The 16,288-nt window shown below is 46.6% G+C and carries 10 protein-coding genes; all 10 read right to left on the reverse strand.

Annotation, left to right across the window (positions count from 1 at the left end; genetic code table 11):
• Positions 1-5 precede the first annotated feature (5 nt).
• Positions 6-3,416, reverse strand: coding sequence for a SusC/RagA family TonB-linked outer membrane protein (locus AAHN97_RS13770; protein WP_343308220.1), 3,411 nt, complete (start codon positions 3,414-3,416; stop codon positions 6-8).
• A gap of 39 nt (positions 3,417-3,455) precedes the next feature.
• The gene (locus tag AAHN97_RS13775) at positions 3,456-4,403 is read right to left on the reverse strand and encodes a FecR family protein (protein ID WP_343308221.1); all 948 of its coding nucleotides are present in this window, start codon (positions 4,401-4,403) and stop codon (positions 3,456-3,458) included.
• A 76-nt stretch (positions 4,404-4,479) separates the two neighbouring features.
• Positions 4,480-5,070 carry an RNA polymerase sigma-70 factor gene (locus tag AAHN97_RS13780; protein WP_343308222.1) on the reverse strand — a complete coding sequence of 197 codons (591 nt, stop codon included), beginning with the start codon at positions 5,068-5,070 and terminating at the stop codon, positions 4,480-4,482.
• Between the two features lie 150 nt (positions 5,071-5,220).
• Positions 5,221-7,179 (reverse strand): FAD-dependent oxidoreductase, encoded by a 1,959-nt coding sequence (locus tag AAHN97_RS13785; RefSeq protein WP_343308223.1) that lies wholly within the window; start codon positions 7,177-7,179, stop codon positions 5,221-5,223.
• Complete coding sequence (locus AAHN97_RS13790) at positions 7,176-7,880, reverse strand: SGNH/GDSL hydrolase family protein (RefSeq protein WP_343308224.1); 705 nt, start codon at positions 7,878-7,880, stop codon at positions 7,176-7,178. Before AAHN97_RS13790 ends, AAHN97_RS13785 begins: the two co-directional genes overlap by 4 nt.
• The gene (locus tag AAHN97_RS13795) at positions 7,881-8,561 is read right to left on the reverse strand and encodes a DUF4998 domain-containing protein (RefSeq protein WP_343308225.1); all 681 of its coding nucleotides are present in this window, start codon (positions 8,559-8,561) and stop codon (positions 7,881-7,883) included.
• A 26-nt stretch (positions 8,562-8,587) separates the two neighbouring features.
• Positions 8,588-9,772 carry a DUF5000 domain-containing lipoprotein gene (locus AAHN97_RS13800; protein ID WP_343308226.1) on the reverse strand — a complete coding sequence of 395 codons (1,185 nt, stop codon included), beginning with the start codon at positions 9,770-9,772 and terminating at the stop codon, positions 8,588-8,590.
• 23 nt (positions 9,773-9,795) lie between these two features.
• Positions 9,796-11,685, reverse strand: a complete 1,890-nt coding sequence (locus AAHN97_RS13805; RefSeq protein WP_343308227.1) for a RagB/SusD family nutrient uptake outer membrane protein — start codon at positions 11,683-11,685, stop codon at positions 9,796-9,798.
• A 10-nt stretch (positions 11,686-11,695) separates the two neighbouring features.
• Positions 11,696-15,124 (reverse strand): SusC/RagA family TonB-linked outer membrane protein, encoded by a 3,429-nt coding sequence (locus AAHN97_RS13810; RefSeq protein WP_343308228.1) that lies wholly within the window; start codon positions 15,122-15,124, stop codon positions 11,696-11,698.
• A gap of 137 nt (positions 15,125-15,261) precedes the next feature.
• Positions 15,262-16,278 carry a FecR family protein gene (locus AAHN97_RS13815; RefSeq protein ID WP_343308229.1) on the reverse strand — a complete coding sequence of 339 codons (1,017 nt, stop codon included), beginning with the start codon at positions 16,276-16,278 and terminating at the stop codon, positions 15,262-15,264.
• Positions 16,279-16,288: the final 10 nt, after the last annotated feature.

A 16,288-nucleotide genomic window follows, 5' to 3' on the forward strand; every position in this document is an offset into this window, starting at 1 on the left:
CAGCATTAATTAAAAACAATGTTGGCGCCTATGTTGAATACCCTTTGTACCGGATATCCCAAACCATTACCAGCCATTTCCACATCCCATAATTTGAATTTGCTGAACAGCAGCAGGTTGGTACCATTCACATAAAACCGGAACTGATTGGTGTGCAGCCTTCGCTGGAAGCCGGCGGGCAGAGAATATCCTATTTCTACCTGTTTCAGGCGTACAAAAGAACCATCGCGCATAAACCAGGTACTGGGCTGTACGTTATTGGCATTAACGGTGGGGCTGAGCCTTGGCCAGATGGCATATACATTCCTGTTCTCTTCAGACCAATGACTGTCTGCATATGCTTTCAGCAATTGTGTATTATTATTGCCACCTACATCTCCATCTCTTTTAAAGGGAGCAGTAGCTACGGGATCTATCCAGAAGGATTGGTTACCGGCGCCCTGGAAAAAAGCAGATATATCCCATTGTTTATATCCCAGTGAAAATCCTGCACCGTATACAATCTCCGGTACCAGCGGAAAACCAAGGGGCACCTGGTCTGCATTGGTGATACGGCCATCTCCGTTCACATCCAGGTATTTGATATCACCGCCCCCATATGCCGCACCAAATTCCTGGCGGGGCGAGTTTTCTGCTTCTTTATCATCGGTAAACAATTTCTCTGCGATGAAACCGAACTGCTGGTTCAACGGAGTACCTACACGATAACGCCAGCGTTCTGCATACTGTGGCTCCTCATAAACACGGTATTTGCTTTTGGCATACGTGAAATTGCCGCGCAGCGACATCCAGAAATCTTTCGACCAGCTTTCCCGGTAATCCAGCGAAAGGTCTACCCCATTGCCGGAAGCCTCTCCCAGGTTGGCTTTGATAGGTGCGGAAAGGCCCATGGTGTTGGGGATGGAAGCGCGTGTCATCAGGATATCGTCCCGGTATTCATTGTAATATTCTGCTACAAAATTGAGTTTGCTGTAAAGGTTCAGTTCCAGCGCAATGTTCTGTTTCTTTGCCCGTTCCCAGCTGATCTGCTCATTGGAATAACGGGATATGCCTACGCCATTTTTGAATTCTGCCCCATCACGTCCAAACCTTGCCCCTCTGTTCCCATCGTTCATGTTCACATTGGAGAGATAAAAGAAACGGTCCTGCGCAGAGCCGATCTGGTCATTCCCCACCAAACCATAAGAATAGCGGAGGCGCAGATTAGTGACCGTTCCTTTCAGGGGTTCAAAGAATGGCTCATTAGATATGGCCCATGCTACACCGCCGGATGGAAAGAATCCGAAGCGGTTAGTTTTATAAAATCTTTCGGAACCATTATAGCCAAAGTTGAACTCTGCGAAATAACGGTTATCGTACGCATAGGTAAAACGACCTGATAACCCTACGTTCCGGGAAGGGAGTGATTGCTGAAGGTCTCCCGCATTGGCATTGAGGCTCTGGCGGGTAATGAAAACCAGCAGGCCGCTGACACCATGTTTTTTAAAATCGCGTGAATAGTTCAGCATGGATTCCATGTAAAAAGTAGCATTCAGGATCTTGTTACCTTCATTGTATCCAAGATATTCCGTTCCATCATCGTTGATCTTGGATATGCTATATTTATCAGTCAGCTGATCATAACCGCTTACCCTGTACCAGAAGGGATTGTAAAAGCGGCTCACATCAAAACTGGATGTGCGGTTAGTGTTGACCATTGTGCGGAAGGAAAGGCCTTTTACCAGGTCGCTGAGATCCTGTTTTACTTCAAACTGTGCCAGCATCTGGCTGCGCGACTGGTCCTTGTAACCTTTCACCATATCTGCATATGGGTTCAGGTATTCTCCATTCTCTCCATAGTTACCGAACATGATATGTTTCACATGGCGGTGTTGTTCGTCCTGGGGAAAATAGGCAGGAAATAATACAGGGTTGGCAGCCATCACTTTGCGGTACATCCATGCACCGCCATCTATGGGACCGGTATAATCATCAAAGTTTCCGCTGAGGCGTACGATCAGTTCCGTTGTTTTGGTAACGTTGATGTTCACGTTGGCACGGAGGGAATAATTCTTAAGGTCGATATTATTATTGAAGTTATTGCGGTTATCTACTTTAAGGATACCGTTATCCTTACTATAAGAACCAGCCACATAATAACGTGCTACATTACCACCACCACTTACATTCAGGTTCACACGCTGGTTCATGGTGTACTTCTTAAAAAGCATTTCACGCCAGTCGTTTGCCGGATAGACCAGTGTATTTTTACCTTCTGCTGTATTCGCGATCTTTTCCTCTGTGTAGGGTAATGTTCCCAAAGGATCGCGGGTGAGCACGGCTTCGTTGTGCTTTTTCATGAACGTTACGGGATCTGCCAATTCAATGTTATCGGTAGGTGCGGAAATGGAATTTTCCAGGCGCAGAGAGATCTTGGCTTTTCCTGCTACCCCTTGTTTAGTGGTAACAAGGATCACACCATTGGCTCCGCGGGCTCCGTACAATGCCGTGGCCGTTGCATCCTTCATGATGGAAAAGCTGGCGATATCATCTGGCTGCAAACGTGCAAGATCGGTGGTAGTGAGTTCAATACCATCTATGAGAATAAGCGGGCGGGTGTTGTTGCCAAAGGTGGTGATACCGCGTACAAAGAAGTCCGCATTATCTGCACCCGGCTCACCGCTCCGCTGGTAAGCAATTACACCGGCAAGTCTTCCGGCCAATGCTGTAGTCAGGTTACTGGATGGAACTTTCAGTTCCTTTGGGTTGATGGTGGTGATGGAGCCTATTACGCTTTCTTTCTTCTGGGTACCAAAAGCCACGATCTGCACTTCATTGAGGGCATTGGCGGGATTGGGTTCCAGTTTTACATCCAGCGTGGTGCGTTTTCCTACCACAATGCGTTGCGGAATATATCCAATGAAAGAGAATAACAGTATTTCGTTATCGTTATTGATCTGCAAAGTGAATTTACCTTCTGCATCGGTAACGGCACCACGGTTGGTACCTTCTACTTTTACTGTTGCACCCGGGAGGCCACTGTTCACATCGTAGATCTTGCCGGTAAGGATCCTTTGCTGTACTGCTTCCGCAGGTTTGCGTGGTTCATCCAGCGAGATCAGTATCTCTTCATTTAACGTGGAGTATTGCAGTGGCTTTCCTTTAAAAGACTGATCCAATACTGTTTTCAAAGGTGTGCTGTTCCCTGTTACATTCACCCGGATATCACTTCCGGCCACCTGGCCGTTGTAGGTGAATTTGATTCCATAGGCATTGCTGATCTTGCGTAATGCGGAAGCGATCGGTTCATCCTTTAGCTGGATAGAGATCTCTTTTTTCAGCACATCCTGGGCAAGTGTAAAGGTACTCAGGCAAAGCAGGTAAAATATAAAACACAATACTTTACCCTTACGTAGCAGGGCATACGTTTTCTTCATACAATTGCATGTATTAAATGGTGATGAAAAAAGGGGGATTTAACATTTTCCTTTCTGAATGAAATATTTGTTTCCTTTGGTGTTTATTTTAACACCCACAACGCGGCTTAATTTAGTCAGGAAAGTCTCTATGTCTTCATTGGCTTTGATGCGCCCGTAGAACAGGCATTCTTTTGCGTCTTCTTCTATCGTTACTGTAACATTGAATAAGCGTTCCAGGTCTTTGGCGATGATGCCCAGCTTCACGTTATTATACTCCAGTTCTCCTTCCCTGCGTTGCAGCATCAGTGCAGCATCCGGGTCATCTACATAACTGAGGCTACGGGAGTTTTTCCCGAAGAAACCTTTTTGCATGGGCATCAGGCGTTGTTCATCATTTAATATTACCGAGCCATTTAATAACGTAACAGTGATGAGTGTATCTTCCGGATAGGCATGGATATTAAATGCTGTGCCCAATACTTTGGTGGTTAAGGATTGTGTATGGATGATAAAGGGACGTTGTGCATTGCTGGTCACTTCAAAAAAGGCTTCACCGGAGAGCTGCACAATGCGCTGATCTCCTTCAAACTGTTCAGGATATTTCAGCTCACTGCATGGCGCCAGCCATACCAGCGTGCTATCGGGCAGCCGGATCTTTTTGCGCTCCCCTTTGCCGGTGAGCAACGTTTTTTCCGGTACATTACGGGTACCGGGCAGGAAGATCCTGGCCATCACCAATCCTCCGGCAGCCAATACCAGCACAGCTGCCGCCAGCCGCCAGCGATGAAGCAGCGAAACCGGTTTACGTGTTTTACGCACATGTTGCTTCAACTGCCCCAGCATCCTCGATTTCAGGCGGGTGATATCTTCAACGGAAGAAGCCTCCCATGTGGCGGGCTGATCTGCTTCCCGGCGATACCAGTCCAGTAGTATCTCTCGTTCCTCTGTTGTAGCGGTACCATTGAGGTACTTTTCTATTAATGATAACATTGTCTTCTGGTCCACAAAAACGATTTAGCAATCTTTAGCTGAATATAAGTACCATAACTAAGGGCCCACCCTTAGTCTGCTGGAAAAAAAATCAGAGTTGGTGATCGAGGAGTAATAAAAGCAGTGGAGTGGCATCCTTCAGGTTGAGGCGGATGGTTTTCAGGGCTTTGGTGAGGTGTGCTTCGGCTGTTTTGGGGGAAATATCCAGCCGGTCTGCTATTTCGGCAATGCTCAAACCTTCATAGCGGCTGTAGCGGAATACGAGCCGGCATTTTTCCGGCAGTTGCTCTACGATGCCGCCCACATATTCTGTGAGGAAGCGGGCATGTACCCTTTCCTCTTCATCGGCAAATACGGCAGCAGGGATAAAATTGTCTTTAATGATCTGCAGCTGCCGGCGCTGGCGGACGAGGTGTTTGAAAACGGAGAATTTAATGGCAGTGGCCAGGTAAGCTCCCAGGGAATCGATCTGTACAATATGGCGGCGGTCCCACAGGCTGATGAATACTTCCTGGGTGATCTCTTCAGACAGTACCTGGTCTTTTGTGAGATTGAATGCAATCGCCATCAGCTTTTCCCAGAAACGCTGGTAGATCTCTGTAAAGGCATCTTCCTTTCCCTGTACGAGCAATTGAGCCAGATCCTGATCCGATAAGTTGCAATAGGACTTAATTTTGGCCACGTGAAGCGATTTAGCAAGTATAGTTGGTTAAAGCTGAACGGCTAAATCTAGGGATTAAAAATGAAAAAATCGGGAAAACAGGTAGGTACAGGATGCGGAATTAGAGGGTATCTAAAAAGGGCCGGTCCCTTTCAGGACCGGCCCGGGTAATTACCTTTCGGGTACCCATAGTACGGCGTCCGCTACTATGGTTCCATCTGCATTTTCGTTAGAAAACTCCACGATGGCCGGGGTTCCTTTCTTCAGATCATAAGTGCCGATGGACACCCATTCGCCGGAAGTCTGCCCCTGCACCATCACATCTTTCTTCTTCACAAGGATTGTTTGTTGTTGCCTGCCATTAAAAACTTTTACCGTAGTGGACGCCGCATTCTTTTTCAAATGCGGATAATAAATATAAGCATGGTATTTACCGTTCCTGAAATCATTTACTTTGAATTGAACAGTGCGGATATCAGTAGCACCGGAATCAACGGTGAGCATATCCGGTCCATATCCGCCACCGGTAGTTTTCCAGATACCTTTTTTGGTAATGGCCAGAGAGTCCCGGTTATCGATCAACAGATCAGGCAGGGCTCCGTTGGCTAAGGGGTTCTGTTGCAATACTGCTTTGATCTTAGCCGCATCCACCTGTTGCACACTCTGGTTATTGGCGATAGCGAGGTCTGCTGCAATGGCCGTGGACTGCGCCAATGCCATGAACACAGGTTCCATGCGGATAGAACCATAAGCAATATGCGTGGCAGATAAACAAACCGGTACCAGCAGGTTGCTGCAATCTTCCGTTTTAGGGATCAGTGCGCCATATCCAACAGGATAAGGCGGGAAACCACCCACTTCCACATTCCCTTCATTCTTCACCATACCATTCACCACTATACGTTGTGTGTTGTGTGAATCCATAGTATAAGCTGCCATGCCTACGGGATCTGTTACCACTGTTTTGCCGGTACAGTTTGCCTGCGTCATTACATACTGGCCTATCATCCTGCGGGCTTCGCGGATATATAACTGGGGAGACCAGCCACCGTTATCAGTATATTCATCTTTGGGATAGCCCCATTTGCTGAGCGCAGTTCTGATCGGCTCCGGTACACGGGGATCACTGATGCAGAAATATAAAAGCCCCTTGGTATAATCTTCGTGCTCTTTGATGATCTTAGCCCTCGTAGCATTATCCCCATTCGGGTAATCGTAGTTCATGCCGATCATATCAGTAGAGAAGCCTCCCCTGTTATTGATGTCTGTTTTGTTATTCGGCATCCGGCTCACAATGAAATAATCACTGAGGCTTAGCTTTTGCGGTTGTGCTTTAAATAAACGTGCCAGCAATTCATAACGGGCAGGATCATAATTAGCCGGCCGTGTGATGGGGATGCTGTTTGCAGGATCATTGCTGAGACAGATACGGTAATTATAGGCCTGCACATTTTTATCCCCGGTTCCTGTTGCTTTCAAAGCAGCAGGACTGATACCCCATAACAAACCACTCGCCGGTACACCCGGGGTTTTGTAGGGATCTACGCCATCGGGGAACTGATGTTCGTGCAATAATTGTACACCGTTATAGGTTTCGCCATATTCACTATTGGCCTCGCGGCCTACGGTGAAGGAAACGCCGGCTTTTGCCATAAGGTCTCCTTCATAGGAACAGTCGATAAACATTTTAGCTTCTACCACTAAGCCGCTTTGCATTTGTATGGCGGTGATCTTTTTATTGGTTTTTGTAGCGCCGGCAAGCTGCTCATTGTATAACACTTTCACTTTTGCCCTGCTGATGTAATCCTGGAAAAGGCTTTCCGCCACATGCGGTTCAAAGATCCAGGATTCAAACTTTCCATAATGCTTTCCAATACGGCGGTAGAAATCAAGGGATAATCCCCTGATCGCATATTTGTTGCCGATATCTGTGTAGCCCAGGCCACCGGTGGTTAAACCACCGAGGTGTTTACCGGGTTCCAGGAGCAAAACGGAGCGGCCCATCATTTTAGCGGTATAGGCTGCTATCACACCGGCGGAAGTACCACCGTAGATACATATATCCACCTTCTCTTTAGCGCCTGCGGCTGCGTTACATAAAATCAGTATAGAAATGATCAACACTCTCATGATTGCAATAATTTATTAAGGTAAGCTGGATAACTTTCTTTTGTGATACTCCCGTCTCCGTTAGTAATGCTATCGCCAAAGCAAACGATCCTGCTTTGAGGGAGCTTTTGAAGGAGGATATGTTCGTATACAGCCAGACCTATGAAACGGTAACCGTTAGGGGTTGGATGGATACCGTCTGTTTTCTGACTATTGGCTTCATTCTGGATCAGCGAGTCTTTATCCAAGCCTACCTTGCCTACTTTCTCAAAGAGTGTCCCCAAGTCCAGCAGTTCCGTTTTATACTGTGCCGCCAGGCTTTTGATGGTTTCGTTTACGGCAGCCCTTCTTTTGACAGGCCCGTCCGTTCCATAATGAGCAGGATCATGGCGGGTGAGCAGGTAAGGTTCATAGAAAGGCAGGATCGTCATCAGGAGCACTTTGCTTTTTGATGCCTGGATCTTTTCTATGAGTGTTGCCATATTCTTCCGGTATTGCTCCAGCGGAATGTATTTACGGCTGTTCATGTCGTTTGTACCCGCCATGAGTACTGTGAGCGCAGGTTTGTGTGCGAGGCAGTCTTTATCGATCCTTTTCAGCAGATCGTCTGTATTATTGCCACCTACACCGGCATTGATCACTAAAGGATCCGCAAAATTGGCGCGCAGCGTCATGGCCAGGGCTGTCATGAGGGACGTGGACAGGAAAACTCTTCTATGCATTTATTCGGGTTTGGCGGTCAATTTTACCGTGGACGCAGCAAATATATCAATTGCATTCGGAACAGGCAAGTAGAGTGTTTCATATTCCAGTTCATTGTTCAATACATTGGCCGGGATATTGGTGATCATTTCAGCGGAAGGCACCTGTAATGTCTGTGTTACACCTGCCAGATCTTTATACCGCAGCCGCAGGCCAAAAGTACGGGGATCTGCTACCACCCATTCGATGCGGGTTTTGCCAGCGCTGTAAACCGCCTTTTTAAAGAGCCTGTTCTGCAGGTTGCTGGTGTAGAAAGCGCCGTACACATCTCCGGTGGCATTTGCTTTAATAGATACATTCCCTTTTGCATTATAGGAATAAACATCAAAGCTATATGCACCTTCCGTCATGTTATTTAATAATACAGTAATGGTATCCACACCGGAAGTACGTGTTACAGGTACCTCCACAGAGTCCTGACGCTGATTCCAGTACACGCGGCATTTGGTGATGCGTGAATCCATTTTCAGCAGCCAGGTTAATTTAACCCGGTTATTACCGGGATACACTTTAACGGAATCTGCTTTCCCGGGGTATACTATCTCCCCTTCCGGGGCAAAGTCTTTATAGTCTTTATCATTTTTCCCGCAGGCGGCGATGATAAAGAGTGCGGCTATGATCAGTATTTGAATATGTTTCATCGATCTGTTTTTCTTTGATGAATAGGTTAGCGTAGCTGCCCGAAGATGGTCATTTCTGCCATCCAGAAATAATCCGAATTACCCCATGTCTGCAACATCTTGATACGGATGTATCTTACGGGTGGTGCATCCAGCGGGAATTTGAACTCATGCCCGGCTATCGCTTTCAGAATATCATCGTTGGAATTGGTACCAATGGGCAGGCCGGAGGGTTTCACGGTTTCACAATCCATCAGTTTCACCCAGCTGCTGAAACTACCATCTGAAGAAGGTGCATTGCTGCCCCATATTTCAAACTGATGAGGATCACCTGCACTGTACAATAAAGCCTGTTCATCTGTGGCGCCTCTAGGGATAAAATTAAAGCGGCTCAGTTTAGCTGTTACACCCAGGTCAAAAGAGTACCAATGCGGAATACCGGAACCGTTGGCGGTACGCAGCCAGGTACCGGTAGCGCTGGAACCACCGGCTATCACATTATTCCAGAGGTTACTCATGGGATGGTTCCCAAAGAATGTGGCATCAGTTGGCAATTTATAAGCTTTGAATAGCTTTTTATCCAATTGCACTTCAGCGAATGGCGTAACGAGTTTACCAATAGTATCAGAAAGGTTGCCCCATCTGTCCCTCACATACAGGCCAAACCAGCGCTCCTTGTCATCAAAACCGCGGGTGGAGAACATGCCACTCTTCTGGCTGGTGTAGAACATATCTGCCGGGATGATGGTGCCTCTTTCATCTTTTGTGAGTACTCCTATGGTGATATTGGAAGAATCCTCATTGAGGAAATGGGTGGTGATACCGCCAAAATCTGCTTCAAAAGTGAGTGAGGCCAATGTTTTTTCTATGGGAGGCGTTAAAGGTTTCACTTTCACGGTCACAGGCGCGGAAGCTACTTCTGTACGGCTCACCGCATATAATTTCACTTCTCTTTCATCTGTACTGCCAAAACCATCCAGTGTGATATTGGTGTTGTAGAAAGTGGAGATCATCTGCATTTTCTTTCCCGGCCTGATCTCGAATTCTGCTTTTACATACAGGAGTTCGGGATCGTCAGGTAATGTATAGGTAAGTGTTACTTTGCCGGGGAGGTTCTGCACCTGCACATTGCTTACCGGGCCGGGGGCTTTGCCGCCTTCTGCCAGTGGTTTCAGTTGCTCCTCTTTGCAGCCCAGAACAAGTACTGCAAGTAAGATTATTAAGTTGCGCATTGTAGTTTCTTTAAGGTTTTTAATTACCATCCGGGATTCTGCACCAGGTTGTTATTCACAATAAGATCATTTTCCATGATGGGCCAGAGATAATCACGTTTCCTGAAAGTCATGTTAAACAATGGTTTCACCGTGTAATATTCTGCTACTGTTTTACCGCCATAGTTCCAGCCGGTGATAGGTTCATTTAAAACACGTTCAGCTTCCTTCCATCTCCGGAGGTCCCAGAAACGTGCCCCTTCAAAGGCCATTTCTATCAGGCGTTCCTGGTGTATGATCTTACGCATACCTTCTTTTTGCATATAGGCACCGGGATTGATAGAGAACTGCGTCCAGGATTCTGCTACGGTTTTGAGATTAGCGCGTGCCCTTACCAGGTCTATCCACTTCATTGTTTCTGCGGTGGGGCCTTCTGATTCATTCAGGGCTTCTGCATACAACAGGTAGATATCCGCTAAGCGGATCACCGGCCAGGGATAAGTTTGAAAGGTGATCTCATTGGCGTTGGAAACAGTCTGGGGGTTTACCAGTTTCTTAGGCCAGTAACCGGTCATGGAATAGGCCCATGCATGGTTATTGGCTATCTGGCCCAGCTTTGCTTCCAGGTAGGTATTACTGGTATCGCTGAAACGGCCGTGACCATACCATCTTCCACCATCAAAACCAAGGTTGGCGTAAAAGCGCACTTCCCTGTCGAAGTTCAGCACAGCAGTGCTGTAAGCGGGTTTGATACGGAGAAAATCTCCGGCAGCGGCTACTTTTACATTATAACGGTTCACGTAATCCCATGTTTTATCTTCTGAAATGGGTACGCCATTTTTTGAATAGAACTGCTCTGCTATTTTAAGTGGTGCGCCAAAGCTGGATAATGTACCGGTTTGTTTTTCTCCTGAAAACAGGCGGGGCAAACACTCCTGCTGCAAGCTGCCGATGAGGTTGACCGTGCTGGTCCATACGATCTCTTTATTCCATCTTTCACAAACAGCGTTACGAACACTCAATTCAGCTCTTGTTTCCGGGGACAGTGTAAAGGGATAATTGGCCGGATTGAAAACATAGAGTTCATTACCTGCGGCCTGGCATTCTTCAATGGCGGCTTTACAGGCTTCTGCGGCTCTTTTCCACTTCTGCTCATCATATTGCGGATTGAAAAGGTTCACCCCTTCTTTTCCTTTAAAAGTGCCATAGTCGCTATTACCATTAAACAGCGGGCTCGCGGCTGTTACCAGCAATTGTGCCTTCACGCATAATGCAATGGACTTTGTGGCTCTTCCTGCCTCAGTGGCTTCATTATCGATCCTCACCGGCAGATCTGCCACCGCTTCATCCAGCAGGCGGGCGATATAGTTCACGCAGGAATCCACCGGCGCCTGTTTCACCCTTACTTCTGAAGTGCTGCTGGTGATAGGCAGATTTTTATCTATCAAAGGAATAGGGCCATACATGCGGAACAGGAAGAAATGATAGTAGGCCTTGAGGAATTTCACTTCCGCAGCCCATCTTACTTTTTCATAATCATCCATGTCCGGCACCTTATGGATATTATCCAGGAAAGTATTGCAATCCCGGAGGGCAACGAACATGCCTCTTCCACCTTGCCCGCCTCCCCAATAATTGGAATAAGGGTTCACAACGTTCTGAAATCCTTTGGCGATATTCCAGGCTATTTTATTGACGCCCACATTGAACTCATTGGCCCATATTTCATCGCCACCCAAAATGGTAACGTACTCATATGAACTTACAAATCTTGGCTGGTAACTATAACAGGTGAACAGGTATTGTTCTGCCGTGTTGCGCATTCTGAAAACATGATCTACCGTTGCGATATTATCCGGTACAATGTCCAGGTAATGACAGCCAAAGGTGAATGGCCAGAGGAGTAATACGATCGATATTTTTACGTACTTCATAGATCTCTTTTTAAAATGATAACTGCGCACCAACATTGATCACTTTCTGCAGCGGGTAACCTAAACCGTTACCGCCCATTTCCACATCCCAATCCTTAAACTTGCTGAGCAGTAAAAGGTTGATACCGTTGGCGTAGATCCTTGTTTTATCTATCTTATATCGTTTGGTGAATGTAGTGGGTAATGTATATCCCAGTTCCAGTGTTTTCAGGCGCAGGAATGCTCCGTTGCGCATGAACCAGGTACTTATTTGTGTATTGTTGGCTAAAGGGCGGGAACTGAGGCGCGGCCATTTGGCATAGAGGTTCCGGTTCTGTTCAGACCAGTAGTCATCTGCATAAGCCTGTAACAAGGCTCTTTCATTCACAAAAGGAGCTGTTCGCTCTGCATCTATCCAGAAAGATTCCCTTGCCAGGCCCTGGAAAAAAGCAGAAAGATCAAAGTTCTTCCAGCCCAGTGAAAAACCGAATCCGTATACGATCTCCGGTGTTGTGGGATAACCGATGGGCACCATATCCCGTGTAGTGATCTGGCCATCGCCATTCACATCATGGTATTTGATATCCCCGGCCCTGTATTCTCCAAATCCCTGTGCGGGCGAATTGGCTACTTCCGCATCATCTCCGAATAAACGTTCTGCAATATATCCACGCTGCTGTGAAAGCGGCCATCCAACTCTCGACAAATACTTTTCTGTGTATTCAGGTTCTTCATACACTTTAAACTCACTGGTGGCATAGGTTACGTTACCTCTTGCCTGGATCCAGAAATTAGGATTAAAGTGATGGCTGTAGTCTACAGACAAATCAAATCCTTTGCCGGTAGCCTCTCCCAGGTTAGCTTTTACATCTGAGTTACCGGCCAGTGAATTACCCAGCACCCCCATTGTTACAGGAATAAAGGCGCGGGTCATCAGGATGTTCTTACGGTGTTCTGTATAAACATCCAGGAGGATATTTACTTTATTGAACAGTCCCACTTCAAGACCATAGTTGGTTTTAACGGCTGTTTCCCAGGTGATATCGTTATTGCCGTAGCGGTTGATGAAAATACCGTTGCGTGCATAGGAAAAAGTTGTACCGAATACAGATCTCCTGGCGCCATCATTCATGTTCACATCTGCGAGATAGAAGAACCTGTCTTCCGGAGAACCGATGGCATCGTTCCCTACCAGGCCATATGTATAACGCAGTTTCAGATTGCTCACTACATTTTGCAGCGGCTTCCAGTAGTTTTCGTTGGATACGATCCAGGCAGCGCCCACAGAGGGGAAGAAGCCAAAACGTTTGCTCTCGTAGAAACGTTCAGAACCATTATAGCCAAAGTCGAACTCTGCGAAATACTTGTTATCGTAAGAATAAGTATACCTGCCGGAAAGGCCAACGTTCCGGTGCGGCAATGATAATTGCAGGGAACCGCCGTTTGCCATCACCTGGTTATTCAGCAGGAATACCAGCAAGGCACTCACGTTATGCTTTTCATCAATGGCTTTGTTATAGTTTAATGAGGTTTGGATATAAGTAGTGGAATTGATGGTCTTATCTCCTTCATCATAGTTGAGGTATTCTGTACCGCCATTAGGGTTCAGTTGTGACAGGGTGTACTTATCGGCATACTTATCATAACTGCCTACCTGGTACCAGAAGGGATTGTAAAAACGTTTCACATCAAAATAAGAAACACGGGATGTATTGAACAGCGCATTGAGCACAAGCCCTTCCGTGATCATGGACAGGTTCTGTTTCAGTTCAAACTGCGCTACCAGGTTGGAGCGGGTGGATTGCATATACCCTTTCACCATATCCGCATAGGGGTTGATATAGTTCCCGTTATCCCCGGCATTACCGAACATAATATGCCTTACAAATGCATGTGCGGAATCCGTTGGGAAATAGGCCGGGAACAATACAGGATTAGCCTGGATCACCCGCTGGTACATTTCCGAACCGGAATTCAGCGGACCAGTATAATCATCAAAGGTGCCAAATAACCTCACGCCTACTTCTGTTGACTTGGTAAGATTAATGTTCACATTGGAACGCAGGGAATAAGTTTTGAGGTTGATATTGTTATTGAAGTTATTCCGTTTGTCCACTTTCAGCATACCATTATCCTTGTTCAGCGTGGCTGCCAGGTAATAACGGGCAATCTTACCACCACCGGAAACATTGAAGTTGGCGCGCTGGTTCATGGTATAATCCTTGAACATTTCCTTGCGCCAGTCTGTGGCAGGATAAACAAGTGGATTAGTACCTGCAATAGTATTATCTATTTTCTCTTCCTGGTAAGGTAGTTTTTCCAGTGGTGTTCTGGTGAGTACGGCTTCATTCCCTAAACGCATGTAGGTGATGGGGTCTGCCAGTTTCACATTCTTTGTGGGGGCAGACATGGAATTCTCCAGGCGTACGGAGATCCTTGCTTTACCTTCCACCCCTTCTTTTGTAGTAACCAGGATCACACCATTAGCTCCCCGGGCACCATATAAAGCGGTAGAGGTAGCATCCTTCATGATAGAGAAACTGGCGATATCATCTACCTGCAAACGGGCAAGATCTGTAGTGGTAAGTTCCACCCCGTCTATCAGGATCAGCGGATCTTTTTTATAGCCAAAAGTGGTAACACCGCGAATGAAGAAGTCTGCATTATCAGCACCCGGCTCTCCACTCCGCTGATAAGCGATCACACCAGCCAAACGACCGGCCAGTGCAGTGGTGAGGTTACTGGAAGGTACTTTCAGTTCTTTTGGATTAATGGTGGTCATGGCACCTACCACTTCTTTCTTTTTCTGTGTACCGAATGCCACGATCACTGTTTCTTCCAGTTGATTGGACGCATAGGCCAGGCGGACATTGATCACATCCCTCCCGCTTACGGTGATCTCCTGTTTGTCAAATCCCACCATACTATAGATGAGCACTGCGGCATCGTCCGGAACGTCCAGTACATATTTACCATTCAGATCAGTGGTGGTTCCCACACTGGGTGTACTTTTCACCTGGATGGTAACACCGGGCAGCGGTGTACCGGAAGTATCCGTAACAGTACCTCTTACATCCTTTCTCACGGTATTCTCGCCAATGGTCGTAATGGCAATGAGGTTTCCTTCCAGCAGCTTGTATTCCAGGTTAGCAACCGGCAGTACTGTTTGCAGTACTTTAAATACAGATTCCCCTTCCACATTCAGGTCTATTTTCCGGTCTGTTTTTAACTTCCGCTCACTGAAAATGAAGTGATACTTTGTTTGTGCTTCTATGAGCAACAACACTTTCTTCAGGTCTGCTGCCTGCAGGTTCAGGGACACTTTGTCCTGAGACCGCACAGTAGCTGAAACCTGGAGTAAAGACAGCAAAATAAAAATGAAGGTCAGTTTCATAAACACGAATGCCTTTATTAGCGCATGCTGAGGCCTGAAAGCATACACTAAGTGCTTTTTTTTCATAACTTCGTAGAATTAGTAATTGATAAATAGGAAGCCGCTGTCCCTTAAATACGGCAACTTCCATTACATGCTAATGAGCGAGGGATGGTTAGAACATCTCTCGTTTTTTTGTTACAGCAAAGGCATTTCTATTTTGGTTAATAAATGATCACACGATCTTCTATAATTTTATAATTGAATCCTTCGGTTAGTTGTAAAGCTTCTAATGCCTGTATTAAAGTTTCTTTCTTAAACAGCCCCGTGAATCTAAGCTGCTGTATTGACGTGTTTTCAAATTGTATCGTTACATTGTACCAGCGTTCCATCCTGGTAGCAAGGTTGGCAAAGGATTCATCGCTAAAGATGAGCTTATTGTCCACCCAGGCGGTTTCAACAATAACGCTGTCTTCTTTTGCGAAGTAGGTGGCGCCGCTGATCACCGGTTCTTCCGGACGCTCGCTGACGCTATCCTGTTGGTTGGCAATAATGAATTTCTCTGCCGGTTTTAACCGGAACTTTTTTCCCGGAACTTTTACCAGCGCCACTTCCACTACGCCTGAAATCAGCGTGGCCTCGGAAGTACTATCATCCGGATAAGAGCGTACATTAAAACTTGTTCCCAATACATTTATATCCATCTTATCCGTATGCACGATAAAGGGGCTTTCTGCATCCTTCGCTACATCAAAATAGGCTTCTCCCTTCAGGTATACTTCCCGCAGGCCGTTTTTGAAACGGGCGGGGTATTTCAATTCACTGTCTGCATTTAACCATACCGTAGTACCATCCGCCAGTTTGATCAGGGAACGGGTGCCACGTGTATTGTATTCAGAGGTTAAGGCCGGTTCTTTCAACAGCCACAATAAGGCAGCGGCACACAATACCAATACGGCCGCAGCACCCAGCAGGGGTATCCACCACCTTCTGGTGGCGGGGGGCTTTATAGCGGGCCATACGGTATCGTCCATGCGCGACACCAGTTTGTTAAAGGCATTCCTTGTTCCTTTTTCATCTCCTCCTTTATGGCTGTTATGCCAGTACTGCACGAGTGCTTCCCGGGCTCTGCGTAAGGAAGGGTTGGCCAATAACATCGTTTCCAGCTCTTTTTGCTCTTCTGCTGAGATCTCCCCGGATAACTGACGGGTAAGCAACCAAATAAATCTGTCTGTTTGCATTTTTATAAAG

This window comes from Chitinophaga niabensis (assembly GCF_039545795.1).
GTDB classification, from domain to species: Bacteria; Bacteroidota; Bacteroidia; order Chitinophagales; family Chitinophagaceae; genus Chitinophaga; species Chitinophaga niabensis_B.